22 protein-coding genes and 1 pseudogene are annotated in these 24966 nt (G+C 68.8%); 17 read left to right on the forward strand and 6 right to left on the reverse strand.

The features are described from left to right. Window positions 1-7: 7 nt before the first annotated feature. Together OG589_RS40570 and OG589_RS40575 are read left to right on the forward strand one after the other, a co-directional pair. Window positions 8-1738, forward strand: coding sequence for an ATP-binding protein (locus OG589_RS40570; protein ID WP_405143985.1), 1731 nt, complete (start codon window positions 8-10; stop codon window positions 1736-1738). 210 nt (window positions 1739-1948) lie between these two features. Continuing rightward, a complete protein-coding gene (locus OG589_RS40575) occupies window positions 1949-2623 on the forward strand; it encodes a response regulator (protein WP_405143986.1) in 675 nt (224 codons plus the stop codon). 15 nt (window positions 2624-2638) lie between these two features. On the opposite strand, the gene OG589_RS40580 is transcribed toward OG589_RS40575, so the two are convergent. Continuing rightward, window positions 2639-3724, reverse strand: coding sequence for a Gfo/Idh/MocA family protein (locus OG589_RS40580; RefSeq protein ID WP_405143987.1), 1086 nt, complete (start codon window positions 3722-3724; stop codon window positions 2639-2641). Between the two features lie 250 nt (window positions 3725-3974). Here OG589_RS40580 and OG589_RS40585 point away from each other — a divergent pair, with 250 nt between their 5' ends. Beyond that, complete coding sequence (locus OG589_RS40585; RefSeq protein ID WP_405143988.1) at window positions 3975-5564, forward strand: flavin monoamine oxidase family protein; 1590 nt, start codon at window positions 3975-3977, stop codon at window positions 5562-5564. 23 nt (window positions 5565-5587) lie between these two features. On the opposite strand, the gene OG589_RS40590 is transcribed toward OG589_RS40585, so the two are convergent. The 3 genes and pseudogenes from OG589_RS40590 to OG589_RS40600 all read right to left on the reverse strand — a co-directional run bounded on the left by OG589_RS40590 (window position 5588) and on the right by OG589_RS40600 (window position 6711). Then, window positions 5588-5908 (reverse strand): SMP-30/gluconolactonase/LRE family protein, encoded by a 321-nt coding sequence (locus OG589_RS40590; RefSeq protein WP_405143989.1) that lies wholly within the window; start codon window positions 5906-5908, stop codon window positions 5588-5590. Between the two features lie 149 nt (window positions 5909-6057). Next, a pseudogene (locus OG589_RS40595) lies at window positions 6058-6515 on the reverse strand (DUF6082 family protein); the annotation flags it as partial. After that, window positions 6508-6711 (reverse strand): hypothetical protein, encoded by a 204-nt coding sequence (locus OG589_RS40600; protein WP_405143990.1) that lies wholly within the window; start codon window positions 6709-6711, stop codon window positions 6508-6510. The gene OG589_RS40600 and the pseudogene OG589_RS40595, both read right to left, overlap by 8 nt. 344 nt (window positions 6712-7055) lie before the next feature. Here OG589_RS40600 and OG589_RS40605 point away from each other — a divergent pair, with 344 nt between their 5' ends. The 13 genes from OG589_RS40605 to OG589_RS40665 all read left to right on the forward strand — a co-directional run bounded on the left by OG589_RS40605 (window position 7056) and on the right by OG589_RS40665 (window position 23304). Next, window positions 7056-7748 (forward strand): response regulator transcription factor, encoded by a 693-nt coding sequence (locus tag OG589_RS40605; RefSeq protein ID WP_405143992.1) that lies wholly within the window; start codon window positions 7056-7058, stop codon window positions 7746-7748. A gap of 77 nt (window positions 7749-7825) precedes the next feature. Then, window positions 7826-9454, forward strand: a complete 1629-nt coding sequence (locus tag OG589_RS40610; protein WP_405143993.1) for a sensor histidine kinase — start codon at window positions 7826-7828, stop codon at window positions 9452-9454. A 154-nt stretch (window positions 9455-9608) separates the two neighbouring features. Then, on the forward strand, window positions 9609-10154 hold the full coding sequence (locus OG589_RS40615) for a hypothetical protein (protein WP_405143994.1): 546 nt from the start codon (window positions 9609-9611) through the stop codon (window positions 10152-10154). 23 nt (window positions 10155-10177) lie between these two features. Further along, window positions 10178-11263, forward strand: coding sequence for a peptidoglycan-binding protein (locus OG589_RS40620; protein WP_405143996.1), 1086 nt, complete (start codon window positions 10178-10180; stop codon window positions 11261-11263). Next, window positions 11260-11946, forward strand: a complete 687-nt coding sequence (locus OG589_RS40625) for an ABC transporter ATP-binding protein (protein WP_405143997.1) — start codon at window positions 11260-11262, stop codon at window positions 11944-11946. The genes OG589_RS40620 and OG589_RS40625 overlap by 4 nt, the downstream gene beginning before the upstream one ends. A gap of 58 nt (window positions 11947-12004) precedes the next feature. Next, window positions 12005-13228: an ABC transporter permease gene (locus OG589_RS40630; RefSeq protein ID WP_405143998.1), complete on the forward strand. Its 1224-nt coding sequence runs from the start codon at window positions 12005-12007 to the stop codon at window positions 13226-13228. A 237-nt stretch (window positions 13229-13465) separates the two neighbouring features. Further along, the gene (locus OG589_RS40635; RefSeq protein ID WP_405143999.1) at window positions 13466-14617 is read left to right on the forward strand and encodes an epoxide hydrolase family protein; all 1152 of its coding nucleotides are present in this window, start codon (window positions 13466-13468) and stop codon (window positions 14615-14617) included. A gap of 384 nt (window positions 14618-15001) precedes the next feature. After that, on the forward strand, window positions 15002-16564 hold the full coding sequence (locus tag OG589_RS40640) for a protein kinase domain-containing protein (RefSeq protein WP_405144000.1): 1563 nt from the start codon (window positions 15002-15004) through the stop codon (window positions 16562-16564). Further along, entirely contained in the window at window positions 16561-18102 is a 1542-nt protein-coding gene (locus tag OG589_RS40645) for a serine/threonine protein kinase (protein WP_405144002.1), read from the forward strand. Before OG589_RS40640 ends, OG589_RS40645 begins: the two co-directional genes overlap by 4 nt. 158 nt (window positions 18103-18260) lie before the next feature. After that, the gene (locus tag OG589_RS40650; protein ID WP_405144004.1) at window positions 18261-19157 is read left to right on the forward strand and encodes a glycerophosphoryl diester phosphodiesterase membrane domain-containing protein; all 897 of its coding nucleotides are present in this window, start codon (window positions 18261-18263) and stop codon (window positions 19155-19157) included. Window positions 19158-19207: 50 nt separating this feature from the next. Beyond that, window positions 19208-20341, forward strand: coding sequence for a hypothetical protein (locus tag OG589_RS40655; protein ID WP_405144006.1), 1134 nt, complete (start codon window positions 19208-19210; stop codon window positions 20339-20341). A gap of 59 nt (window positions 20342-20400) precedes the next feature. After that, complete coding sequence (locus OG589_RS40660) at window positions 20401-21555, forward strand: methyltransferase (protein ID WP_405144008.1); 1155 nt, start codon at window positions 20401-20403, stop codon at window positions 21553-21555. Between the two features lie 303 nt (window positions 21556-21858). After that, window positions 21859-23304, forward strand: a complete 1446-nt coding sequence (locus OG589_RS40665) for a hypothetical protein (protein ID WP_405144009.1) — start codon at window positions 21859-21861, stop codon at window positions 23302-23304. Window positions 23305-23351: 47 nt separating this feature from the next. Here OG589_RS40665 and OG589_RS40670 read toward each other — a convergent pair whose 3' ends face one another. Next, window positions 23352-23717: a hypothetical protein gene (locus tag OG589_RS40670; protein WP_405144010.1), complete on the reverse strand. Its 366-nt coding sequence runs from the start codon at window positions 23715-23717 to the stop codon at window positions 23352-23354. Window positions 23718-24033: 316 nt separating this feature from the next. Here OG589_RS40670 and OG589_RS40675 point away from each other — a divergent pair, with 316 nt between their 5' ends. Next, the gene (locus OG589_RS40675; protein WP_405144012.1) at window positions 24034-24417 is read left to right on the forward strand and encodes a hypothetical protein; all 384 of its coding nucleotides are present in this window, start codon (window positions 24034-24036) and stop codon (window positions 24415-24417) included. A 143-nt stretch (window positions 24418-24560) separates the two neighbouring features. On the opposite strand, the gene OG589_RS40680 is transcribed toward OG589_RS40675, so the two are convergent. Beyond that, entirely contained in the window at window positions 24561-24833 is a 273-nt protein-coding gene (locus tag OG589_RS40680; RefSeq protein WP_405144013.1) for a hypothetical protein, read from the reverse strand. Window positions 24834-24966 lie beyond the last annotated feature (133 nt).

Genomic DNA, 24966 nt, shown 5'->3' on the forward strand with positions numbered 1-24966 from the left:
GCCGTTCATGAAGCATTCCGCCGCGGTAGCCGCCTCCTTGGCGGCGGTGGCCGTGGCGGGCGCCGTCGCGGGGCTGCTGCTGCAGCCCGAGTCCGCCGCGTCGCCCGTGGAATGGGCGTACGTAGTGCCGTATCTCGTCTTTCCCGCGCTGGGCTGGCTCATCGCCGTCCGCCGTCCTGACAATGCCTATGGATGGCTGCTGCTGGCCACCGCCGACTGCCTGGCGCTTGGCGCCGCCGGCACCGGCCTGCTCCTCAGGGCCGACGGCGACGCGGGCGTGCCGCTCCCGCTAGCCGCTGTGATGACCTCGATGTACACCATCTACTACGGCCTGACGTGGGTCTTCGTCCCGTTGCTCTTCCCCGACGGGCGGCTGCCGTCCGCACGCTGGCGGCCGGCCGTCTGGATCGCCGCCGGGGCGATCGGCCTTCACTGGCTCGGAGTGGTGCGCGTCCCCCAGCTGACCCTCGGGAGGACCCCGACGTCCGATCCGTTCGCGCTGTTCGCGGCGGGAGTGGGCCAGGCGGTCGTCTCCGTCGTAGCCCTGGTCGTGCTCGGCTCGGTCATCGCGCGCTGGCGGCGAAGCAGGGCGTCCGAGCGGCGGCAGCTCGGCTGGCTGATCGCCGGCATGGTGGTCAACCTGGCGGGTGCCGTCCTGCTGGTCCTGACAGCGAGCGCCGGCCCGGTGGTCGCGATGCTGATCGGGGCAATGAGCGTGGTCGGAGCGCTGCCGGCCACGATCGCGGTGGCGGTCCTGCGGTACAACCTCCTGGACATCCGGGTCGGGCTGCGGGGCTCCCGGCTCTACCTGGTCTTCGACGTCCGGCCGACGGTCGACGAGCTGCTGTCGGACCTCGGTCCGACGCTCAAGGAGATGGAGCCGGTGGAGCAACTCGGCCGGCTGGCGGCAGCCGTACGGTCGGGCCTGGACACCCGGTGGGCGGCCGTCGCGCTCTCCGATGGCACCCGGGTCGTGGCCGGGCGGGAGGAGGGGCCGCCCCTGCTCACCGTGCCGGCCGGGCTCGGGCACATCGCCTGTGGGCCCAAGATCGCGGGGCGGTTCAACGCCGAGGATCGGCGGCTGCTCACGGCACTCGCCGTTCCGGTGGCGCTGGCCGTGCAGAGCGCCGGGCTCGCCACCCGGCTGGTGAACGCGCAGGAGGCAGAGCGGCGGCGCATCGAGCGCAACATCCACGACGGCGTGCAGCAGCAACTCGTGGCCCTCATCGCCGGGCTGGAGCTGGCCCGGGCCACCGGAGGCGAGGCCCGGACGATGACCCTGCTTCGCGAGCAGGCCCGGCAGACCCTCTCCGACCTGCGCGAGCTGGCGGCGGGCATCCATCCGGCCGTGCTCAGCCAGGGCGGCATCGTGGAGGCCGTGGAGGAACGCTGCTCGCGCCTGCCGGTGGCGACCACCGTGACGGCAGATCCCGGTCTGCGGGAGAAACGGTTCTCCGACGAGGTGGAGGGCGCCGTGTACTTCACGGTCAGCGAGGCGGTCGCCAACGCCCTCAAGCACGCCTCCGCCACAGTCATCCAGGTCCGGCTGTCCCACACCGAAGGCCGGGTGCTCGCGTCCGTGGCCGACAACGGCAAGGGTTTCGAGCCGGAAACCGTCTCCCGTACGGGCCTCGCGATGCTCGCCGACCGGCTGAGCGCGCTGGGCGGGGGCCTCGATATCACCAGCGCCCCGGGAGAGGGCACTCGGCTGCACGCCTGGGTGGCGGTCCATGGGTAAGCAGCCTGTGGTTGGCTGGGGGCGGACCTTTCGCGACAGTCTTCGTGCCACTGGGGGCAGCCGATTCCTGAACAGCTGCTGTGCGTCTGCGAGGCCGTTCATGTCTGAACGGCCCGCGTGTGCGTGGGCGATCGTTCGTGTCCGAGCAGCGTTTGTGTGCGTGGGTGTCATTCATGTCTGAACGGCCTGTGTGTGGGTTAGGGGCCGTATATGGCTGAACAGCGGATGCGGGCCGTTGTCGCGGATGACCATTACCTGGTTCGCGAGGGGACGAGGCAGCTGCTGGAGATGTCCGGCGAGCTCGTGGTCGTGGGCGCGGTCGGCACGGCCGACGAGATGGTGGACGCCGTACGCCGGCTCACCCCCGACGTCGTGATCACCGACATTCGCATGCCGGGTGGCGACTGGCGCCCCGGCTTCGAGGGCATCGACGCCGCGCACCACATCCGGGCCGGCCACCCCACGGTCGGCATCGTCGTGCTCTCCCAGTTCGCCGACTCGCTGTACGCCGTCGAGCTGTTCAAGCACGGCACCGAGGGCTTCGCGTACCTGCTCAAGGACCGTGTCGGCGACCTGGACGAGTTGCTCGGTGCCATTCGCGCCGTCGTGACCGGCGGCTCGGTCATCGATCCGAAGGTCGTCGAGGGGCTGCTCGCCCGCCGGGCCGTACGAGGCGGCACGGAGGCACTGACGTCACGCGAGCGCGACGTGCTCCGCGAGATGGCGCACGGGAAGTCCAACGGTGGCATCTCCAGGGCTCTGCAATTGTCGGTGTCGGCGGTAGAGAAGAACGTCAACTCCATCTTCATGAAGCTGAGCCTGGAGAACAGCCCCGACACCCATCGCCGGGTGGCCGCCGTCCTCGCCTACCTCGGCACTCCCTGAACCCGCACGGGGCGGTCAGCGTGCCCAGGCCTCGCGGGTGGTGGTGACGTCGGCCGAGGTGCGCAGCGACTCGCCGATCGCCAGGCTGATCAGGTGGTCCTGGCAGCCGTCGGCCAGCGAGTAGGGCTCGGGGGCCTCGCCCCGCACCCACGCCGTCATCTGGCACAGCAGCGAGACGACGGCGAGGTCGTCCTCCGAGAACCGCGCCCCCTTGTACTCGTTGCGGTAGACGATGCGCCCGTCGAAGCCGATGTGGTCCAGCTCGAAGCCTTCGAGGTTCAGGTCGATCCCGGTCTGGCGCCGGATGAGGTGCGACTCCACCGGGGTGGACGGGTCGGCCAGGCGCACGGCGCGGTCGTCCACCAACTCGCCCAGCGATCCTCGGATGACGATGCGCCGGGTGCGCAGCGGGTTCCACCACTGGTTGTCGGTGAAGTCGTAGAGTCCCATCCCGCTCGCGAACCCGATGGTCGCGATCGTGGTGGCCGCCATCTTCGGCGACGCGTCACCCGTCCAGCCGTCCGGGGTCAGCGGGTCGGCCAGCGGGGCGGTGAACGATCGGGCGCTCACCGTGGCCTCCTCGAAGCCGGCGCCGAGCATGTGACGGATCATCGACACGGCGTGGTAGAGGTGCGTCGAGGAGACCTGCACGGAGGTCACCTGCCCGATGACGCCTTCCCTGATGAGCGCGAGCCTCGCCGCGTGGCCGGGCATGTGCAGGTACTGCTCCGCCACCTGCACCAGGCCGCTGGACCCGACGGCGGTCCACAAGTCGCGCAGCCCGTCCAGGTCGGCCGCCGGGGGAGTCTCGGCCAGCACCGGGACGCCGAGCTCGACGAGCTCCTTGGTCACCTCCGGGGTGACCGGCCACGGCACCGAGGGGATGACGAACTCCGGACGTCCGGCCGCGAGCATCTCGCCGACGGAGCGGAATGCCGGCACCCCCCAGCGCGACTCGACCTCGGCGCCGCGCTCGGCCGATCTGGTCACCACGCCGGTCACCGACAGCCGCTCGGGTAGTTGCCTGGCCAGCCGCAGGAAGAACTGCGAACGCCACCCGCTGCCGACCAGGCCGAAGCGACCCGCTGACTCTGAGCTCAAGATGCTTTCCTTCTCGTACGCGGGACGCTCCGCGAGGTCCTGCCGCGGTCGCCCCGTACGGCACGCCGACGCATCACACACTGCACGTCATCCCCACAGAGATCAATACTCCGACTCTCCGCACCAACCCCCAAACACCGAAATTTCACTACATGGTGTGACTTTTACGGAAATATGCCTGGAACATGATCGTCGATCTGGGGCAACAGATCGCGCTCACACTGGCCTCCAGTAGATCTTGGAGGTGGCTGTGGACTACAGCAGACGTGGTTTCCTGACAGCTGTCGGCGCGACCGGTGGCGCCGGCGCACTCCTGGCGACGATGGGCGCGCTGGGTCTCGCGCCCAGTGCGGAGGCGGCGACCCGTACGGCGTTCGTGCCGCCGCAACCGTCCGATTTCACCCTGACCGGCAGGGGCGCGAAGAAGGTGGTCGTGCTCGGCGCGGGCGTCGCGGGCCTCGCCACGGCGTACGAGCTGGGCAAGGCGGGCTACGACTGCACCATCCTCGAAGCGCTGGACCGGGTCGGCGGGCGCAACTGGACCATCAGGGGAGGCGACCGGATCACTGAGCTGGACGGTTCGACCCAGACCGCTCGCTTCTCCGACGGCATCTACATGAACGCCGGGCCGGCCAGGCTCGCGCAGTGGATGGTCACCATGGACTACTGCCGCGAGCTTGGCGTGGCACTGGAGGTCTTCACCAACTCCAACGCGCAGTCCTACATCTACAACGAGGCCGCAGGCATGACCGCGCCGGTCAGATGGCGCACCGCGAAGGCCGACGTCTACGGCTACATCTCCGAACTGCTTTCCACGGCCACCGACAGCGGCGCGCTCGACGCCAAGCTGACCGCGCAGGACAAGGAGAAGCTCATCTCCTTCCTGCGCGGGTTCGGCTCAATCGGCAACAGGGCGAGCGGCTTCGCCTACACCGGCAACGAGCACCGGGGCTACAGCACCGACCCGGGCGCGGGCGAGCAGCCGGGCACCATCCTCGGCCCCGTGCCGTCGCTCTCGGAGGTGCTCGGGAGCGGCGTCGGGCAGCGGTTCTCCTTCGAGTTCGGCTACGACCAGGCAATGCTGATGTTCCAGCCGGTGGGCGGCATGGACTCCATCCCCAAGGCGTTCGCCGACGCCATCGGCAAGCACAAGATCTCGCTGAGGTCGAAGGTCACGAAGATCACCGACCTGCCCGACGGGGTCGAGGTCGAGTACCAGGACAAGAACGGCAAGACCCGGAAGATCAAGGCGGACTTCTGCGTGGCCGCGATGCCGCCGCACATCCTGGCCAAGACCCCGCACAACCTCGGCCCCGACGTACAGGCCGCCCTGTCGACGCCGACCGTCACCTCCTCCGGCAAGATCGGCCTGGAGTACCGGCGCCGGTGGTGGGAGACCGACGAGAACATCTACGGCGGCATCACCAACACCGACCTCGACCTGTCCGTCATGTGGTACCCGTCCTACGGGTACGGCGCGCGGCGCGGGCTCATCATCGGGTACTACAACAACGGCTCAAACCAGGACGCCTACGCCGCGCTCCCGCATGCACAGCGGGAGAAGCGCGCGATCGAGCAGGGCATGAAGATCCACGGCGCGAAGTACCGCGACGAGCTGGCCGCCTCCGTGTCGGTCTCCTGGAGGCTCCAGCCGCACATCGAGGGCGCCTGGGTCGGCTGGCCCTCCCGCACGGGCGGCTACCAGCTCCTGAACAAGCCGGCCGGCCATGTTCACTTCGCCGGCGACTGGCTCAGCTACATGATCGCCTGGCAGGCAGGCGCCCTCGAATCGGCCCGCAAGACCGTCACCGACCTTCACACCCGAGTGCTCACCAACTAACCCCTCCTCAAGGAAGGCGGTCATCATCCAGGGTGGCCGCCTTCCGCCGTGGAGACGCCCTTGTAGACGGACCTGGCCCCGCGCACGTTGAGCATGATCGCGTAGACGGAGGTCGAGGCGGTCATGAACAGCCAGTTGCGCTTGAGTCCGCCGAAGACCAGGTTGGAGGTCTTCTCCGGAAGTTTCAGCTTGCCGATCAGCGTGCCGTCCGGGGCGAAGCAGTGCACGCCCTCATGCGTGGCGGCCCAGATGCGGCCGGTGTCGTCGAGCCTGATGCCGTCGAAGGAGCCCGCCGTGCACTCGGCCAGCACCCTGCCGCCCGACAGGGTTGCGTCATCATGCACGTCGAACACCCTTCTTCGAACGCGACGTCCACATCCCAGGCCCCACCCCCGGCCACCTGTGAACAGTTGCGCCTATCTGTCCGCCGATCAGCGATCCGGCGCATGAGCGCGGCTACTCGCGTGGCGCGCGCCTCTGAGGGACGGTCGAGCGTGGGGGTAGCCGCGACCGACCTCTCGTACTCCTCATCGAGAATCGCGTGGAACCTCCGGGCCTTTCTTGTCTGCGAGGTTCTGATACGTGCTTCTCTTGCCTCGTTCCAGAAAGTTCGCCCAGGTCTGGCGGAGAAGATGGTCGTCGCGCCGTGGCGTAGATGCGTCTCAGAAAAGGTGCCCAGCTCGAACCGGGTCTGCCAGTAAGACAAGATCAAGTTGGTGTACAACGGCTGCCTGAGGGATCTCTCGTCCGTCTCGGTGCTGAACACTCCCCAGCATTCCCGATAAATCGGATTTCCAGAGCCATCGTGATCAATTCATTATGGGTGGCCCTTGACGCTTGTTCTCTGGCCAGCTTGGCTTCACGGGCCTGCAGGACTAAGGAAACAGTGATAGCGGCCAGCGCGGCGAGATCGAGATGCTGCGCTGGAAGGCGGCTGAGCTGGTCAAGCATCTGGGATATCCGCTTTTGCGCTGGTGGGAAGGTGTCGCGGGATCATGACGAGACGCTCGTCCGCGCGAATGGTCACATCACTGGGAAGCCTGTCCGCATAGCTCGCTGTAACGTCACGTCCGACCACGGCTATGTTCTCCATCTCCCAGATGTCGGGGCAGCCGTCGGTGTTGGCCGTGCTTCCCAGCTCGCGCATCGACTTGCCGATTCTACGCAGGAATTCCGTCGCCGTCTCCGCTTCCCATGTGCGTCGCGCGTCCCATTATGGGCACCTTTGCAGGTATAGCGTCACATGGACCGTAATTCGCGTCAATATTATTGAATAATCGCTCATATATAGCAGGCCGTAACCGCTTTTTGAGTTCGTTCCGGCGGCTGTGGCGCATCGAATTCCCGGTCGCGGAAGGTATGAAGGTGGCAGCGGAGTGTGCTCGTGCGATGGGCCGAGCGGTCTCTTCCCGCGACTCGGATGGTGGTCGAGGCGGGTGGATCTTCTTGCTTTGAGCTGGCGTTGAGGTGCGTCAGGTAGAGGTAGGGGTTATGGAACGGGCCGACAAGGTTCTCGTCGTTGACGATGAGCCGAACATCCTCGCTCTGCTTTCGCAGACACTGCGCCTGGTGTCGTTCGAGGTGAAGACGGCGGAGTGCGGGCTGGACGCGTTGAGGGCCGCGGCGGCGTTCGATCCGGACATCGTGGTTCTCGATGTGATGCTGCCAGATCTGGATGGCTTCGAGGTGGCGCGCCGGCTCGGTGAGGTGCCCGTGCTGTTCCTGACCGCGCGGGACACCGTGGAGGACCGCGTCCAGGGGTTGAGCCTCGGCGCGGACGACTACGTCACCAAGCCGTTCAGCCTGGAGGAGGTGGTCCTGCGGATCAAGGCCATCCTCCGCCGGAGCCGGGTGGCCGGGCCGTCCACGGACCACCTGCTGAGGTACGCCGACGTGGAGCTGGACGCGGACGCCCACGAGGTGCGGCGCGGCGGCGTTCCTGTGGACCTGTCGCCGACCGAGTTCAACCTGCTGGCCTACCTGCTCACCAACGCAGGACGGGTGGTGAGCAAGACGCAGATCCTCGACAGCGTCTGGCGCTACGACTTCGGCGGGGACGCCAGCATTGTGGAGTCCTACGTCTACTACCTGCGCAAGAAGATCGACCGCTGGGATCCGCCGCTGATCCACACCGTACGAGGGGTCGGCTACACGCTAAAGCTGCCGCGAAAGGGCGACGCGTGAGCCCGTCCACGGGAGCTCCGAAGAAGGTGGGGGGACGCGTAGGTTCGTCCGCGGGAGGTCCGATGCTTGGAGGACGCGTGAGGCCGTTCGCGGACGGGTTCGGACGGGGGCTTGGGTCGCCGGGGCGTTGGACGTTGCGGGCGCGGCTGGTGGTGGCGGCGGTGGCGCTGACCGCCGTCGCGCTGGTGCTGGCCAACGCGGTGGGCCTGACGCTGCTGCGGAACTACCTGGTCGACCGGCTGGACGACCAGCTCGACGCCACCGCCACGACGGCCGTGACGGGTGCGGTGATGATGCCCAACAAAGGCCTGCCGTTCCGCGTGCCCGCACAGCCCGACAAGCCGCGCATCCAGATCCAGGTGTCCGAGAGGGCGATCGTCCAACGGATGATCGGCGACAGGAGGTTCTATGTCTTCGCGCCGGACGGGAAGATGGCCGCCGAGATCCCCGGGGCACTCCCCAACAGGCCGGAGCTCGGTCCCGTCGACCAGATCCAGAAGGGCGCGCCGTACACGGTGCCCGGCACCGACGGGCCGTCCTGGCGGGTGAAGGCGATGGATCTCCCCGACGGCGGCATCGTGGTGATGACGGCGTCGCTGGCCGAGATCGAGGCGACGCAGCGGTGGCTGATGGCCATCGACGCCGGGGTCATGGCGGTGGTGCTGCTGCTGCTCGGCCTGGTCGCCGCCGCCCTGGTACGGCTCGGCATGCGCCCCCTGACCAGGATGGAGGAGACCGCCGCGCAGATCACCGCCGGCGACTTCAGCCGCCGGGTGCCGGAGACCGCCCCGCACACCGAGCCGGGCCGTCTCGGGGTCGCGATGAACGTGATGCTCGACCGGGTGGAGTCGGAGATCGCCGCGCGGATCGAGTCCGAGGCGCGGATGCGACGGTTTCTCGCCGACGCCTCCCATGAGCTGCGCACCCCGCTGACCTCGGTGCAGGGCTTCGCCGAGCTCTACCGCAGGGGCGGCACCCCGCCGGGTCCCCCTATGGACGAGACCATGCGCAGGATCGAGGACGAGGCCACCCGCATGGGCCTGCTGGTCAACGACCTGCTCGTGCTGGCCCATCTGGACGAGGAACGCGCCCTCGACAGCCACCCCGTGGACCTGCTGGAGATCGCGGTCGAGACGGTACGCGACGCGCGGGCCCGGCTCCCCGAGCGGCGGGTACGGCTCACCGGGCTCGGTCCGGCGCTGAGCCCGGTCATGGTGCTGGGCGACGACGCCCGGTTGCGGCAGGTGGCCGCCAACCTGGTGACCAACGCGCTCGTCCACACCCCGCCGGACGCGGAGATCATCGTCCGGGTGGGCACCGGCAGGGCCGCCCTCGCACCGGCCGCCGCCGTCGGTGACGGGGCGCACCTGGTCATGGGGGTGCTGGAGGTGTGCGACACCGGCCCCGGAATCCCGGAGGATCACGCCCCGCGCGTCTTCGAGCGGCTCTACCGGATCAGCCAGAGCCGCTCGCGCGCGGAGGGCGGGGCGGGGCTCGGGCTCGCCATCGTGGCGGGCATCGTCAGGGCGCACGGCGGGCGGGTCGAGCTCGCGACCTCGCCAGGAAAGGGCGCCGCCTTCCGGGTGCTGCTCCCGCTTCAGGACTGCGAGACACCTCAGGACTGCGAGATACCTCAGGACTGCGAGACACCTTCTCAGGACTACGAGATACCTCACGCCTGTGAGACGCCTTCCAGAACTGCGTGACTCGGCGTTGCGAGGTTCCTGCCCAGGATCGCGGGATACCGGCCGAGGATTGCGCGGCTGCTCGTCGGCGTTGTGAGATTCCCGCTCAGTATTCCGAGGTTCCTCCGAGGTTGCTCGGGGGTCGTTCCGATCCGCGCTCGGCAGCATTCGGGGCATGAGAAGAACACTTGTGGCGGTGGCGTTCCTAGCGCTGGCCGCCGGATGCGGACAGCCGGCGACGTCCGGCGGGGTGGCTTCGGTGCAAGGCACGAAGACCGCCTCCCCGACCGGCGCCTCCCCGACCGCCTCGGTCGACCGCGAGGAGCAGGGCAGGAAGTTCGCCCAGTGCATGCGGGACAACGGCGTCGACATGCCCGATCCCCAGGCCGACGGCGGCAGGATCGCCATCAAGATTCCCAAGGGCGCCGACCGGGCCACCATGGACAAGGCCATGGAAGCCTGCCGCAGCCTGAGCCCGATGGGCGAGAAGGGCGGCACGATATCACCGGAGGAGCAGGAGAAGGTTCGCGCCTTCGCCCAGTGCATGCGGGACAACGGCGTCGACATGCCCGATCCGGACTTCTCCAAGGGCGGCGGCATCAGGATCGGCGGCCCCAACAGCAAGATCAAGCCGGACGACCCGACGTTCAAGAAGGCCGAGGAGGCCTGCCGCGACAAGCTGGGCGGCCTCGGCGGGCCCGCCAAGGGGTCCGGAGGGTGAGCGACACGCGAACGGAGCGGCCCATGAGCGCTACGGACGAACCGGAGGCGCCCCCGCGGCGGCGGCGCAGGCGGGGCAAGACGGTCGCGGTGGCCGCAGGTTGCGCAGTGGTGCTCGCCGCCTCGGTGGCGGCCGCGATCGGCGTGGGGGGCGACACCGGCACGCCCGTCGCCCAGCGGACGCCCCCGGCGACGGCCCAGGTCACCCGCACCACGCTGACCGAGACCGAGACCGTCGACGGCACCCTGGGCTACGGCGACACCGCCACCGTCTCGGTCACCTCCCGCCAGGGCACGATCACCTGGTTACCGGCTGCCGGCGCCGTCGTCACCCGGGGCCGGGCCGTCTACAGCGTCGACGCCGACCGGGTTCCGCTCCTGTACGGGAGCACGCCCCTCTACCGCACCCTGGAGAACGGGGTGGAGGGCAAGGACGTCAAGCTGCTGGAGACCAACCTGGCCAAACTCGGCTACGACGGCTTCACCGTGGACGACGAGTTCACCTGGAGCACCCGCGAAGCTGTGAAGCAGTGGCAGGAGGACATCGGCGTCCCGGTCACCGGCCGGGTCGAACCCGGCGCCGTCGTCGTCCACGACGGCGCGTTCCGGGTCGCCGAGCTCAAGACCACACTCGGCGCCACCGCCGGCGGCCCCGTGCTGACCTACACCGGTACGACCCGTCAGGTCACCGTCCCGCTGGACGTCGCCGACCGGCATCTGGTCAAGAAGGGCATGAAGGCGACCGTGGAACTGCCGGACGGCTCCACCGTGCCGGGCACCATCAAGGACATCGGCAAGGTGGCCACCGAGAGCACCAGCCAGGACGAGACCACGACCACGATCGAGGTGGTCGTCTCCATCCGCGCCGGCAAGAAGCTCAATACGTACGACACCGCCCCCGTGAACGTCACGATCGTCTCGGCGCAGCGTAAGAACGTGCTCGTCGTGCCGGTCAACGCGTTGCTCGCGCTGGCAGAGGGCGGGTACGGCGTGCAGGTGGTGGAGGGCCCGGCCACCCGCTACGCGGCGGTGAAGACGGGCATGTTCGCCGACGGCAAGGTGGAGGTCACCGGGGTCGACGAGGGCGCGACCGTGGTGGTGCCCAAGTGATCGTCTCACTCAGCGAGGTCAGCAAGCTCTACGCCGGGGAGGTGGCCGCCCTGCGCGGGGCCACGATGGAGATCGGGTACGGCGAGCTGGTCGGCATCGTGGGTCCGTCCGGCTCCGGCAAGTCCACGATGCTGAACATGATCGGCACCCTGGACCGGCCATCGGGCGGCACCGTGCGCATCGCGGGCCATGACGTCGCGGCGCTCACCGACCGGGAGCTGTCGGCACTGCGCGCGAGCACGATCGGCTTCGTCTTCCAGCAGTTCCACCTGGCCGCCGGGGTGCCGGTGCTGGACAACGTCGCCGACGGGTTGCTCTACTCCGGCGTTCCCCTCAGGCGGCGGCGAAGGAAGGCGACGGAGGTGCTGCACAGGGTGGGCCTCGGGCACCGCCTCGACCACCGGCCGCACGAGCTGTCCGGTGGCGAGCGGCAGCGGGTGGCCATCGCCCGCGCCGTGGTCGGCGACCCCGAGCTGCTCCTCGCCGACGAACCCACCGGCAACCTCGACTCAAAATCCGGTGGCGCCGTGATGACCCTGCTGCGCGACCTCCACCAGGCCGGCACCACCGTCCTGATCATCACGCACGACCGGGACATCGCCGCGGCCCTGCCCAGGCAGATCGAGATGCTGGACGGCCGCGTCGTCCACGACTCCCGGGCCGATCGGGTGGCGACATGGTGACCGTCCCATTCCAGGCCGGGCCGGTGCCCGTCATCTCTCAGACCAGGCGAGGGACGGCATGGTGACCATCTCCGAAGAGCGGCGCGGTACGCGGCTGACGCCCTCCCGCCTCAGCCCGCGCGACGTGCTCAGGGTCGGCGGGGCGGGACTGCGGTCACGGCCGCTGCGGGTGTTCCTGTCCGCCCTCGGCATCGCGATCGGCATCGCCGCGATGCTGGGCGTGGTCGGCATCTCCACCTCCAGCCAGGAGGACCTCAACCGGCAGCTCTCCGCGCTCGGCACCAACCTGCTCACGGTCTCACCTGGCAACACCATGTTCGGTGAGGGGTCCCACCTGCCCACCGAGTCGGAGAGCATGATCGGCCAGATCGGCCCGGTGACATCGGTGACCGCGACCGGAGCCACCAGCGCCAAGGTCTACCGCAACGACCACATACCGGAGTCCCAGTCCGGCGGCATCTCGGTCCAGGCCGCCCGCCTCAACCTGCTCAAGGACGTCGGGGCGACGGTCGTCAGCGGCACCTGGCTGAACGCGGCCACCCACCGCTACCCCGCGGTGGTCCTCGGATCAAGGACAGCCGACCGGCTCGGCGTCGCCCAGGCGGGGCCGGAGCAGCGTGTCTGGCTCGGCGGCCAGTGGTTCACCGTGGTCGGCGTGCTCGCCCCGGCGCCCCTGGCCCCCGAGCTCGACACCTCCGCCCTCGTCGGCTGGCCGGTGGCCGAGGAAAGGCTCGACTTCGACGGCTACCCGACGACCGTCTACACCCGGGCCGAGGAGGAGCACGTGGTCGAGGTGCGGGACGTGCTGGCCGCCTCCGCCAACCCCGAGCACCCCGACGAGGTCGACGTCTCCCGTCCTTCCGACGTGCTCGCCGCCAAGCAGGCCACCGACGCGACGCTCAACGCGCTGCTGCTGGGCCTGGGCGGCGTCGCGCTCCTGGTCGGCGGGGTCGGCGTGGCCAACACCATGGTCATCTCCGTACTGGAGCGGCGCGCCGAGATCGGCCTCCGCCGCTCCCTGGGCGCCACCCGGGGGCAGATCCGGCTGCAGTTCCTGGCCGAGTCGCAACTGCTGTCGGCCCTGGGCGGCATCGGGGGAGTGGTCCTGGGCATCGGCGTGACCATCGCCTACGCCACCTCCCAGGGCTGGCCGTCGATCATCCCCGCCTGGGCGATGGTCGGCGGCGTGGTCGCGACGCTGATCATCGGCGGCATCGCCGGCTTCTACCCGGCGGTCCGCGCCGCCCGCATGCCCCCGACCGAGGCCCTCGCCACCCCTTGAGGCCAAGCCCGTACGGCCTGCCCGGCGGCCCGCCGGGCAGGCCGTACCGCGGGTTCTGGCTATCAGGAAGCCCATTAGGAATCGATCGTTCCTAATGGGCTTCTAACGTGTGAAGCACGGGAAAACGCGCCGGGCCGCATCCACCGCCCCGGACGAACTCCCAGGGGCGGCACGTCCGTTCCCGAGATCGCTTCGTACGGCCCGCGTGGCCTTGACCTCCTCGAAAGGGAGACTTCGATGACCCTCACCCCGTCCGCAGGCGTGATCCACCCGTTCCGCATCGAGATTCCCCAGGCCGAGGTCGACGATCTGCGTGACCGCCTGGCCCGCACCCGCTGGAGTGGTGAGATCCCCGGCACCGGCTGGAGCCGGGGGGTGCCGGGGGAGTACCTGAAGGGCCTGGCCGACTACTGGGCCGACAAGTACGACTGGCGGGAGGCCGAGGCCCGGCTGAACGAGTTCCCACAGTTCACCACCGAGATCGACGGGCAGAACATCCACTTCGTACACGTCCGATCCGTCAGGGCGGACGCCACCCCGCTGCTGCTCCTGCACGACTGGCCGGGCTCGTTCACCCAGTTCACCGAGGTCGTCGAAACGCTGTCGCGGGACTTCCACGTGATCGTCACCTCCACGCCCGGCGTCGGGTTCTCCGGCCCGCTGAGCGGCCCCGGCTGGAACACCGGCAAGATCGCGGGTGCGTTCGTCGAGCTGATGGCCCGCCTCGGCTACGACCGGTACGGCGTGCAGGGTGGCGGCGGTGGCGCGTGGATCGCGGCGGAGATGAGCCGCCAGGCACCCGAGCGGGTCATCGGCATCCACCTCAACGGCCTGGTCACCTTCCCCTCCGACGACCCCGCCGACTTCGCAGGCCTCACCGAGGGCGAGCAGGTGCGCCTGGCCCGACTGCAGAACTTCCGCGACGACATGATGGGCTTCAACGTCATCCAGTCGACCCGGCCGCAGACCCTCGCGTACGGCCTGCACGACTCGCCTGTGGGCCAGTTGGCCTGGATCACCGAGAAGTTCAAGGAATGGACCGACAGCGCCGCGGACCTGCCCGAGGACGCCGTCGGCCGTGACCACCTGCTTACCAACGTCAGCGTCTACTGGTTCACCGGCACCGCCGGATCCTCGGCCAACCTCTACTACGAGATGTCGCACGACCCCGCTGCCTGGGCCCCCAAGGAGCGCGGCACCGTCCCGGCCGCGGTGGCCGTCGCGCTGCCCACCGACGTCGCCATCCGCCGCTTCGCCGAGCGCGACCTCAACGTCACCCGCTGGACGGAGTTCGAGCGCGGCGGCAACTTCCTCTCCCTTGAGCAGCCCGAACTGTTCGCCGGCGACGTGCGCGCCTTCTTCGACGCTCTCGACCGACCTCACCGGTGACCAGGGGGCCAGCGTCCGGAGCCGCTCAGGGTCCGGCTCCACATACTCGATGATCGGCCCACCGGTGTGCCTGACGGTCAGGTTGCGACCGGTGGGCACCCGGTTCGGCCCGTCCAGGATCTCCCCTCCCTGGTCGGCCAGGATCTTCTCGACCACCGCCAGATCGGCGACTCGTACGGTGGCGTGGGCCGGGAGGTACGGATCCAGGGCGGGCCCGGTGCCCGCGATGAGGAGGAAGCCGCCGATGACGGCTGGCTGGACAATTCGCCACTAAGACCGGCCGAAGGCCGGCTGGCTGTGGGGCTGACCGCCGAACAAATCACCACTTATCCAGCTAGGGTGCTTAAGATCCACTCGCGTCCGCCTCAGGAGTCACTCCCCCCGATGCCGCAAGTCGAACCACTTCGTGAAGGCGACCCGGCGGCGGTAGGGCCGTACCGGCTCGTCGGGCGGTTGGGCGCGGGCGGCCAGGGCGTCGTGTACCTCGGCGAGGCCGGCGACGGCAGGCCCGTCGCGGTCAAGGTGCTGCGCGAGGACGTGGCCGGCGACGACCGGTTCGCGAAGGAGATCGCCGCCGCCCGCAGGGTGGAGCCGTTCTGCATCGCCCAAGTGCTCGACGCGTCGCTGACCGGCAGGCCGTACATCGTCACCGAGTACATCGAGGGACCGTCTCTGCAACAGGCGTCGCGGCACGCCGGCGCGGACCTGCAGCGGCTCGCGGTCGCCACCGCGACGGCACTGGCCGCCATCCACGCGGCGGGCGTGGTGCACCGGGACTTCAAACCGGCGAATGTCCTGCTGGGGGCCGGCGGGCCGCGCGTCATCGACTTCGGCATCGCCCGCACCACCGACGCCGCGGCCACGGTCACCAGCGCGGTCATCGGCACTCCTGCCTACATGGCGCCTGAGCAGATCGCCGGGCAGCAGGTCGGCCCGGCCACCGACGTGTTCGCATGGGCGTCGGTCGTCGTGTACGCGGCGACGGGGACGCCGCCCTTCGGCAACGACACGGTGCCCGCGATCATGAACCGCATCCTGCACAACGAGCCTCAACTCGGCGACCTGCCGCAGCCGCTCCGCTCGGTCGTGTACAGCTGCCTGGCCAAGGATCCACGCGAGCGTCCGACCATGCGCGATGTACTCCTGCGGCTCCTCGGCGGGCAGGGGCCCACGCCGCCGAAACAGGCACTTGTGGGGCCGAGGCAGGCGCCGACGGGGCCGGGGCAGATGCCCGTGGGGCCGAGGCAGGCGCCGATGGGGCCGAGGCACGCCCCCTCCCGCCGTCCTGTCAACGTCCCGCTGATCGCGGGGGTCGCCGCTGCGATGGCGTTGACCCTGGTCGCCACCGTCGTGTGGCTCGTGCCCTCAACGTGGCTGCTGCCCTCGACGTGGCTCGCGCCCTCACAGGAGAACCTGGCCGCCCAGCGCGGAGCCGACTCCGGCACCCCGACAATCGCCGGTCCCACCACGGGCTCCGCGACTCCGTCCACGCGCGCCCCCCAACGACCGAAGAGATCACCGAAGCCGACACCGACCCAGACCCCGATATCGACGCCGAAGTCCACGCCCTCGTCCGAGCGAACGACCACGCGGCCGACGCCCACCCCCAGCCGCACCACCAAGAAGCCCGTCTCGAGCGCCGCGCTCAGAATTCTCTCCATCCGCCCACAGGGGAAGGTAGGGTCGGCCGACTGCGTCGAGGGGCCGGCGAACTTCTCCACAAGGGTGGAGTCGGACAGACGGTCGGTGGAGTTCTCCTACACGTTGGTGGTGGACGGGAAGAACGTGGAGCGCGGCTCATTGTGGGTCACCGACTACACCGCGTTCGTGCCTTCCCTGCAGTACGACCTGGGGCCCGGCCCGCACGCAGTGACCTTTCGGATCACCTCGCCGGTCGTCAAAGCCAAAGCCGTCTCTTTCACCGTCTGTCCCCTGGACTCCGAATGACGCAGGAGCCAGGGGAGCCAGGGGAGCCTTCCCTGATCGGCCCCTACCGGATCGTCCGCAAGGTCGGGGAAGGCGGCCAGGGCGTGGTCTATCTCGGCACCGCGCCTGACGGCAGGCCTGTCGCGGTCAAGGTGCTGCGTGAGGACGTGGCCGGTGACGACCGCTTCGCCAAGGAGTTCGCCAAGGAGATCGCCGCCGCGCGCAGGGTGGAGCCGTTCTGTATCGCCCAGGTGCTCGACGCGTCGCTGGGCGGCCGGCCGTACATCGTGACCGAGTACGTCGAGGGACCCTCCCTGCAGCAGGCCGGCCGGCACACCGGGGCCGACCTGCAGCGGCTCGCCGTCGCCACCGCCACGGCGCTGGCCGCCATCCACCGGGCGGGCGTCGTGCACCGGGACTTCAAGCCCGCCAACGTGCTGCTGGGCCGCGATGGGCCGAGGGTCATCGACTTCGGCATCGCCCGCACCATCGACGCCGCGCTCACCGTCACCAGCAGCATCGTCGGCACCCCCGCCTATATGGCTCCCGAGCAGATCGCGGGGCAACACGTCGGCCCGGCCGCCGACGTGTTCGCCTGGGCATCCGTGATCGTGTCCGCCGCCACCGGCACCCCGCCATTCGGCAATGACTCGATGCCCGCGGTGCTCAGGAGAGTCCTGCACGACGAGCCGCAGCTGGGCGACCTGCCGCAGCCGCTTCGCTCCATCGTGTACAACTGCCTGGCCAAGGACCCCGCTCTCCGCCCGGCCATGCAGGACGTTCTCTTCCAGCTCATCGGCGGCCACGCACCACCACCATCACCTCCGAGAAGGCACGCACCACCACCATTGGCTCCGAGAAGGCACGCGCCCCCGGCATCGCCTCCGAGAAGGACGGCGACGCCCCGAAGCCGCCGTGGAGCCGTGCTCCTGGTCACCGGTGGGGCGGTGGTCGCGGCAGCCGTCGTCTGGCTGCCTTCCACGTTCCAGCCGGGGATCACCGGCCGCCCGGCCGCCCTTCCCTCCAGCGGTCCCACCCCCATCACGACTGACGAGCCCATCACGACCAAGACGAAGGTGAAGCAGTCCGGGAAACCAACGCGCACGCCAAGCCGGCCGGCTCGCGGGCGGGACGAAACCGGTGCCAGGCCGACGCGCAGCCCCGGCGCGACATCGGCACCCAGCCCCAGCGCCAAGCCCACATCTGCCCCCAACGCCAAGGCCGCACCCAGCCCCAGTGCCAAGCGGGCCACGGCCGGCGGCGGCGTGGGTTCGGTGAGCGTGCGTCCGGAGGGCGTGAAGCTGGGAGATTGCTGGCGTCAGGACGTGATCCTCTACGGCATCGTCGGGAGAACCGGCGCGCGCACGGAATTCACCTACCGGTGGCTGGTCGACGGCCAGGATCTGGGCAGGACCGTGAGCACCACGCCGGCCAAGACCGTGCTACCGGCCGGATCGCTCAAGACATCCGGCCCGCACCGGGTCGTCTTCCGCGTGATCACTCCGGTGAGCATCCAGAGAACTCTGACGGTGAACCTCTGCGACTTCGACAAGTTCTGATGCCTGCATGGTGGCCCAGCTGCGAGGACATTGGCTGTTGGGAAAACGACAGCTGATGAGCCGTTTGCGCTTGCCTTTAAACGCTCGAAGACTGCGAAGATCGAGATAAGTGGACATGTCTATTGATGTCCAGTGAGGCATACCTGTCTAATGGACTGGTGGCCGATGGCAGGGAGAACTCGGCGTCGAGTCTCCCCGGGGGGCCGGGAGAGCAGCCGGCCAAACCACCTCGGCAGCGACCGCCCGAAGATCAGCTCCTGGAGGCGGCGCGGAGGGCGCGAAATCGGCCGTTCGCCATCCTGTTCATGACGGCGGCGGTCGCGGTGCCCACGCTGGTCGCGCAGCTGTCTTTGGCACGGCTCTTCGACAGGCCGCTGGTCTGGCTCGGATATCCGTTCACCATTGAGAAGTTCGCGGACATCCTGTCCGGGCTGGCATTGATCGCGGTGAACAGTGCCGCGATCGTCGTGCTGAGTGGCCTGCTGGCGCCTTTGCTGACCGAGAGGACATCGGAGGGCGGGTCGTTCCGTGCGTTGCTCCGACTGTTCGCCCTGACGTGCTTACTCGGTGGCCTCGGCTTGGCGTTGTGTCTTCTGATCCCCCGATTCCAGAACATGGACGACTGGTGGCATTCGCTGCTCTTCTCTGTTCTGTTCTATCTCGGAGGCTTCGCGGTGGTCGCCGCGGTGGGAATCAGGTTCGCTTTCGCGGCTCCTGGGGTGACGCTTCGTGGAGCGTCGGCGACAGTCGCGTTGCGAGAGTCCCGTCGACTGACTCGCGGGCTGTTCTTCCGCATTCTCGCGCTGCGTCTCGTCACGCAGGTACTACTCGAATCGTTCGGGGGCGTGATCGGTGCGGCGGTGGTGAACGGGTCCTCAGGCCTGATCGACTTCAGTGCGAGCGATCTCGGCTTTGGTGGATGGATGGTTGTGGCCATTCTCAAGTGGGGTTTCCTGATTCCGGTGTTGGCGGTGAACTCCGCGCTCGCCGTTGTCCAGTTCTTGGAGCAGTCCGATTATCTTCGCGACAGGCAGTCCAAGGAGACCGTTGAATGATGTTTCCTCCATTACGCAGGCAGCCCATCATTCCGCTCCGCCCACTCGAGGTGAGCGAGATCCTGTCGGGGGCCGTACGGCTGATCAGGTATCACCCTTGGCCCTTCGTGGGATCAGCCCTGATCCTGACCATCGTGACCGACCTACTCGCGCAGGCCTGGACATGGCTTGTCATCACGGCACTGGCAGATCCCAAGGCGGAAGTGCCGGAAAATGTGCAGGCAGGATTAACGGGGCTCTTCGGGATCGCCGCGCTCTACCTGGCGTCCTTCGCTTTGCAGGGGGCTGTACAGGCCGTTCTCGTCGTGCAGGCGATGACCGGGGAGTCTGTGACGATCCGGAAGGCCCTGGGATTGCTTCGTCGCCGGGTCAGAACAGTGGTGGGCGTGACAGCGTTTCTGATGCTCGGGGAGTTCGTGTGGCTGATCCTGCTGGGCGTGACGGCGTTCTTGTCCTTCGGGCAGTTGGCGGGGCTGATCTATCAGGGCGTGTTGAGCTCTGGCGCTCAGGAGCGCGTGAGCCTTGGGGTAGCGGGATTCGAGGTCGTGCCCGTTGTGATATGGCTTCTCGCCGCCGTTCCGGGCACGCTTCTCATGGCATTCTTCACAGTGTTCGCGCCCGCGGCCGCCGCGTTGGAGCCGGTGGGAACGGGGCGCGCCCTGCGTCGTTCCCTCTCCCTGGCCGGAAACGGATTCTGGCGCGTGATCGGTGTGCTGCTGACCATCTGCGCGCTGCTGCTGATCGGCTTGCTCGTGTACCTGTTCGCCGCCCTTCTCTTTTCCGCTCTCTTCGGCGTGCTCCTCCTGGCGGCACCCCCGGCGATCGCGGGTCCTGAGTTCTGGGGGCAATCTCTGTTCGGACACCTGTTCTCCTGGCTCTCCACCGGGATCTACGGCTCGATTTCCGCCTGGTGGGTCGCGGTCGTCGTTCTCCTCTACCTGGATCTGCGAATGCGCCGGGAGGGTCTCGGCGAGGTGCTCTGGCATCGTTGGACGGCGAACCAGACCGCGTCCACCCAACCTGTTCCTGAGGAGACTCCTGCTTCAGAGGAGACCACTGAGGGGACGGTAGCCGCGGAGGAACCGCATGGTGCGCACTCTGATTTGAAGGGGCCTGATGGTCCGCAGAAGGCCGGTGGCCAGGGATCAGCCGATCCCGGCGAAAGCGCTGATCCGCTCGCTTGAGCGGAGAGGCAAGGCGGCATGTGACCGGCGCATCGTGCGACTCGCTAACCTAAGGCGCGATGAACCGTTTGACGACGTCGAGAGGTGAGTTCGACCTCACCCGCTTCCCCGAGGACCCCCGCGACCCACTTCGCGCCTGGGACGCCGCCGACGAATATCTGCTGCGGGCGCTCGACGGAATCGACGGCGAGCCCACGGACCTGTCGGGCACCGTGGTCGTGCTGGGCGACCGGTGGGGTGCTCTGGTCACCGCGATCGCCGATCACCGCCCCGTGCAGATCAGCGACTCCTTCCTCGGCCAGGAGGCGACCCGCTCGAACCTGGAGCGCAACGGGGTAGCCTCCGACGCGGTGCGGCTCCGCACGACCAGGGACGCGCCTCCGGACCTGATCGACGTGCTGCTCATCCGAGTGCCCAAGAGCCTCGCGCTCCTTGAGGACCAACTGCACCGCCTCGCACCCCACGTGCACTCGGGCACCGTGGTCATCGGCGCGGGGATGGTCACCGAGATCCACACCTCGACGCTGAAGCTGTTCGAACGGATCCTCGGGCCGACCAGGACGTCACTGGCGGTGAAGAAGGCACGGCTGATCTTCTGCTCACCGGACCCCCGGCTCCCCCGGAGCGGCAACCCGTGGCCGCTGAGCTACGCGCTGCCCACCGGCATCGGAGCCGTCTCTGGTCTGACCGTCACCAACCACGCGGGCATCTTCTGCGCCGACCGCCTTGATGTCGGCACCCGTTTCTTGCTGGGGAACCTGCCGTCGCGCCGTGGACGCGAACACGTCGTGGACCTGGGCTGCGGCAACGGGGTGACCGGGCTCGCCGCGGCACTGACCAACAGTGAAGCCCAGGTGACGTTCATCGACGAGTCCTATCAAGCGCTGGCTTCCGCGGAGGCCACGTTCCGGGCGAACGTGGCTGCGAGCAGCACCGCCGCGTTCCTGGCGGCCGACGGCATGTCAGGCGTACCCGCGGGGACGGTGGACCTGGTGCTGAACAACCCGCCGTTCCACGCGCAGCGCGCGACCACCGACGCGACGGCCTGGCGCATGTTCAACGGGTCCCGCGCCGCACTACGCCGCGGCGGCGAGTTGTGGGTGGTCGGCAACCGGCATCTCGGCTACCACGCGAAGCTGCGCCGACTCTTCGGCAATTGCGAGGTCGCCGCGAGCGACCCCAGGTTCGTCGTACTGCGAGCCGTCAAGCGCTGACCGCACACTGGCGACCGCCACCGGGCCGCCAGCCTGCGACCCTTTCCGGAACGGGGACGCGCGCTCCTGGACCATGGAGGACATGATCGTCCGTCCGGCGGGACCTGCGAGCGGGGCGGTCACGCCGGCGGCTACACCGGCCATGGGGTCACTCGCCCGGTTCGCGGAAAGGATCTCCGGACGATGATCGACCGCTTCTAATCTTCACCTGTCGTCCTTCCACCATTGCCTGTTGGTTGACCCGTGCCCGCCAGGGTTCCCCCAGGACCACATTAATCAAGCTTGATCATGAAGGAGTGCCAGGTGAGAACAGGAATACGCGGGTCGGTCGCCGCCTCGGCGGTGCTCGGCGGGATGCTGGTGGCGGCGGTCGCCGGCGGCGCCCCCGGTGCGGCGGCGGCGTCGGCCCCGCGCGAAGGCGTGCTCGCCGGTGGGCCGGGCGTCTACCCCGGCGTTATCGGAGGCGTCAACTACGAGAGCCACGGCGTCCGCGGCGTCACCGACGCGGCGGGCCGGTTCCAGTTCCGGGGTGATGGGACGGTCCGTTTTTCCATCGGCTCCATCGAAATCGGCAGCGTGCGGCCGGAGCCCGTGGTGACCCCGTTCGCCCTCGCCGGTGACCGGGAATGCGCCACCACCGAAAGCGTCGCGCGGACGCTGGTCTTCCTGCAGAGCGTCGATGACGACGCCAACCCGGACAACGGCATCCAGATCTCCGCGCAGACCCGGAGTCGCGCCACGGACCGGGTCCGCGTCAAGGATCTGTCCGAGGCCGCGATGACCTCGCTGGTCGGCAGGCTCACCGGCCGTACGTCCCTGGCCCCCCGGGCGCAGGTGCTCGACCGTTTCTACGACCAGATGGACTCCGAGACCTGGGCGCAGCAGTCGAGCCGGTCCTTCGGCGGTGACCCCGCCGGCATGTTCAAGGTCCTGGGCGACATGGAGAGCGGCACGACGCCCTCCACGGCCGAACTCGACAAGGTCCCGGGGCTGCTGCGCTCGCAGGGCGTAGCGACCGACGGCCACTCGTTGTTCTACTCCTGGCAGTACGGGCTGACCCGGACCAAGACCGACCCCGAGCAGACGCCCCAGGCGTACAACACCCCCGCGATCCCCGCCCAGATCGCCAAACTGGGCGGTAACCACATCGGCGACATCGACTACTACCAGGGCAAGATCTACGCCCCGATCGAGGACGGAGACCGCACCGACGGGACGCCCGAGTACTCCTACCCGCACATCGCGGTCTATGACGCCAAGACGCTGCGGTTCACCGGTCGTTACGCCCTGCTTCCGCGCGACCTGCACGTCGAGGGCGTGCCGTGGGTGGCGGTGGACGCTCGCCGGGGCTACCTCTACACCGCCGAGTGGTCCAACACCAAGGTCCTCAACGTCTTCTCGCTGAAGGACTTCCACCTGGTCAAGACGGTCCCACTGTCCCGGACGTTGGACCGGATCCAGGGCGCCAAGATGTACGGCGGCATGCTGTACGCCTTCGCCGACAAGGGCGACGCCAAGCCGCTCGACAAGATCAACCCGGATACCGGTCATGTCGTGCGCGTCTACTCCGTGCCGACGCCCTCGCACAGCGAGGGTGAGGGACTGGTGTTCCTCCCCACGTCCGACGGCTCCGTGCTGCACACGCTCGACATCGCGCCCGACCAGCTGTCGGTCAACCTGCGCGGCCACCGGCTGACCCGGCCGTCCCTGCGCACTCAGGTCTGCGACGCGAAGGTCTGGCGAAACTGACCGGCACCTACGGCCCCCGCGCTTCACCCCGGTCCAGGTGGCCGAGGTCAAGGCGCTGGCCTGCCAGCTCCCAGCCGAGACCGGCCTGCCGCTGTCGCGCTGGAGCTGCCCGGACCTGTCGCGGTACCGACGCCGACGCCGACCAGCCCTCCGAACAGCGCCATCGACACGTGCGTGAGAAAGTGCACCCCCAGCGCGTCGGCGATCGGTAAGGGCGCGCATATCCCGTTGCCTTCCCGGCACGCGCGAATCAGCGCGCGGCCCAAGAAGACCAGAACGAGGATGCTCCCGCTGAGGTACGCCGTCAGCAGCCCATAGATCGGGCCCAGGCCCGCGCTACCTGGACGGTCGCTCAGCACCGTGGGCACCAGGGCGGTGACGGCAGCCACCATCGCGACCAGCGTCACGCTCACCCACACCCTTCCTTGGGACTGTGCCTGAAGATCGGGAAAGAGGCCGAGGCCGAGGGACTGAACCATGGGTAGCAACCCGGCCGGCAGGAGCAGATCGGCGATCAGACTGAATCGCCGCGGCGACCGCGATGGCGAGGAAGACCCACCAGGAGACAAGGAGGATCCTCGGCCGACGCCGAGGCCCTTCCTCGGTGTCTCGGCCGACGCCTCGGGATAGGTCCCGGCCGGCAGGGGCAGCAACTTCTGGCGACGGACGGTCGGCCCAGGTGGCGCACACCCACTGGACCCTTCCCCAGACTTGCATCCCGTCCGCGAGATGCATCGCCGTGGTGGTCGTCAGACCGATCAGCAGGGCGAAGCGGGTGGTGGTCGCCGAGGGAGGGTGAACGGGTCGGGCTTCGCCCCGGAGAACCCAGCCTTCCCACGAGGCGCGATCACAATCGACCTGTGGCCCGACCCACCCGGCCACGTGCGTCTGCCCCGCACTGACGATGAGATCATCGCGCGGGCGGTGGCGTTCCAAGCGCTCGCCGGCCGGAAGGTGAAGCTGCTGACCGGCGACATCGGCATGTCGACCCGGGCTCGGATGGCCGGTCTTGAGGAGATCCGGCTTGACCTGCCCGACGTGACCCACAAGCCGAGGAAACCGCCGCGCGGCACCCAGCATCCGGACTTGAAGAGCGGGGACGCCGCATCCTGACCTGCATGACCGGGTAGCCATGCTGAAGCGCTTTGCGGCTCGTCGTAGTTTTCGGGAGTGCTAGGCCTACATGGCGGCTGGGGCGCGTTCGGGAGAAAACCCCCAAATATGCCACCTGCGGAAACGTGGCACCCCCCGGGCGATTACTCCGGCGGGTACAGCTTGTCGAAGGCCCGGCCGATCAAGTTGGCGGCATCTTGCGCCATGGTCAGAGCAGAGGAGGCGGTCAAGAGCACCACGATCCCCGCAGCATCGGGGTGACGCAGCGTCCATGCGCCCACCTCGGTGAATACCGCTAGGAGCACCAGGGCCTGAACGAGCCAGCGCATCTGGGCAGGGGTGAGCCCTTGGCTCTGCTGGAAACGAAGGCAGGCGCCGCGGCGATGGCCGCGCACGAAGCGCCGCCCGACCCGCACCCGCAGTACCTACGCCCGCCGAGGGTGACGCCCGGTACGGCGGCGGGGTGGTGCGGTCACCTCGGTCAACGGGCAGGACGGCGTCGTGGTCCTGGGCGTCGAGGACGTCGCCGCCGACCCGGCCGGTACGGCT

It is taken from the genome of Sphaerisporangium sp. NBC_01403, assembly GCF_045040145.1.
In the GTDB taxonomy this organism is placed as follows: domain Bacteria; phylum Actinomycetota; class Actinomycetes; order Streptosporangiales; family Streptosporangiaceae; genus Sphaerisporangium; species Sphaerisporangium viridialbum.

Excerpts from the sequence above, each read along its gene's own strand:
- OG589_RS40635 (WP_405143999.1), top strand. The coding sequence starts at position 13,466 with ATGACCCTCACCCCGTCCGCAGGCGTGATCCACCCGTTCCGCATCGAG.
- OG589_RS40615 (WP_405143994.1), top strand. The coding sequence starts at position 9,609 with ATGAGAAGAACACTTGTGGCGGTGGCGTTCCTAGCGCTGGCCGCCGGA.
- OG589_RS40675 (WP_405144012.1), top strand. The coding sequence starts at position 24,034 with ATGCATCGCCGTGGTGGTCGTCAGACCGATCAGCAGGGCGAAGCGGGT.
- OG589_RS40600 (WP_405143990.1), bottom strand. The coding sequence starts at position 6,711 with ATGCGCGAGCTGGGAAGCACGGCCAACACCGACGGCTGCCCCGACATC.
- OG589_RS40575 (WP_405143986.1), top strand. The coding sequence starts at position 1,949 with ATGGCTGAACAGCGGATGCGGGCCGTTGTCGCGGATGACCATTACCTG.
- OG589_RS40640 (WP_405144000.1), top strand. The coding sequence starts at position 15,002 with ATGCCGCAAGTCGAACCACTTCGTGAAGGCGACCCGGCGGCGGTAGGG.
- OG589_RS40605 (WP_405143992.1), top strand. The coding sequence starts at position 7,056 with ATGGAACGGGCCGACAAGGTTCTCGTCGTTGACGATGAGCCGAACATC.
- OG589_RS40645 (WP_405144002.1), top strand. The coding sequence starts at position 16,561 with ATGACGCAGGAGCCAGGGGAGCCAGGGGAGCCTTCCCTGATCGGCCCC.
- OG589_RS40570 (WP_405143985.1), top strand. The coding sequence starts at position 8 with ATGAAGCATTCCGCCGCGGTAGCCGCCTCCTTGGCGGCGGTGGCCGTG.
- OG589_RS40660 (WP_405144008.1), top strand. The coding sequence starts at position 20,401 with ATGAACCGTTTGACGACGTCGAGAGGTGAGTTCGACCTCACCCGCTTC.
- OG589_RS40620 (WP_405143996.1), top strand. The coding sequence starts at position 10,178 with ATGAGCGCTACGGACGAACCGGAGGCGCCCCCGCGGCGGCGGCGCAGG.
- OG589_RS40630 (WP_405143998.1), top strand. The coding sequence starts at position 12,005 with ATGGTGACCATCTCCGAAGAGCGGCGCGGTACGCGGCTGACGCCCTCC.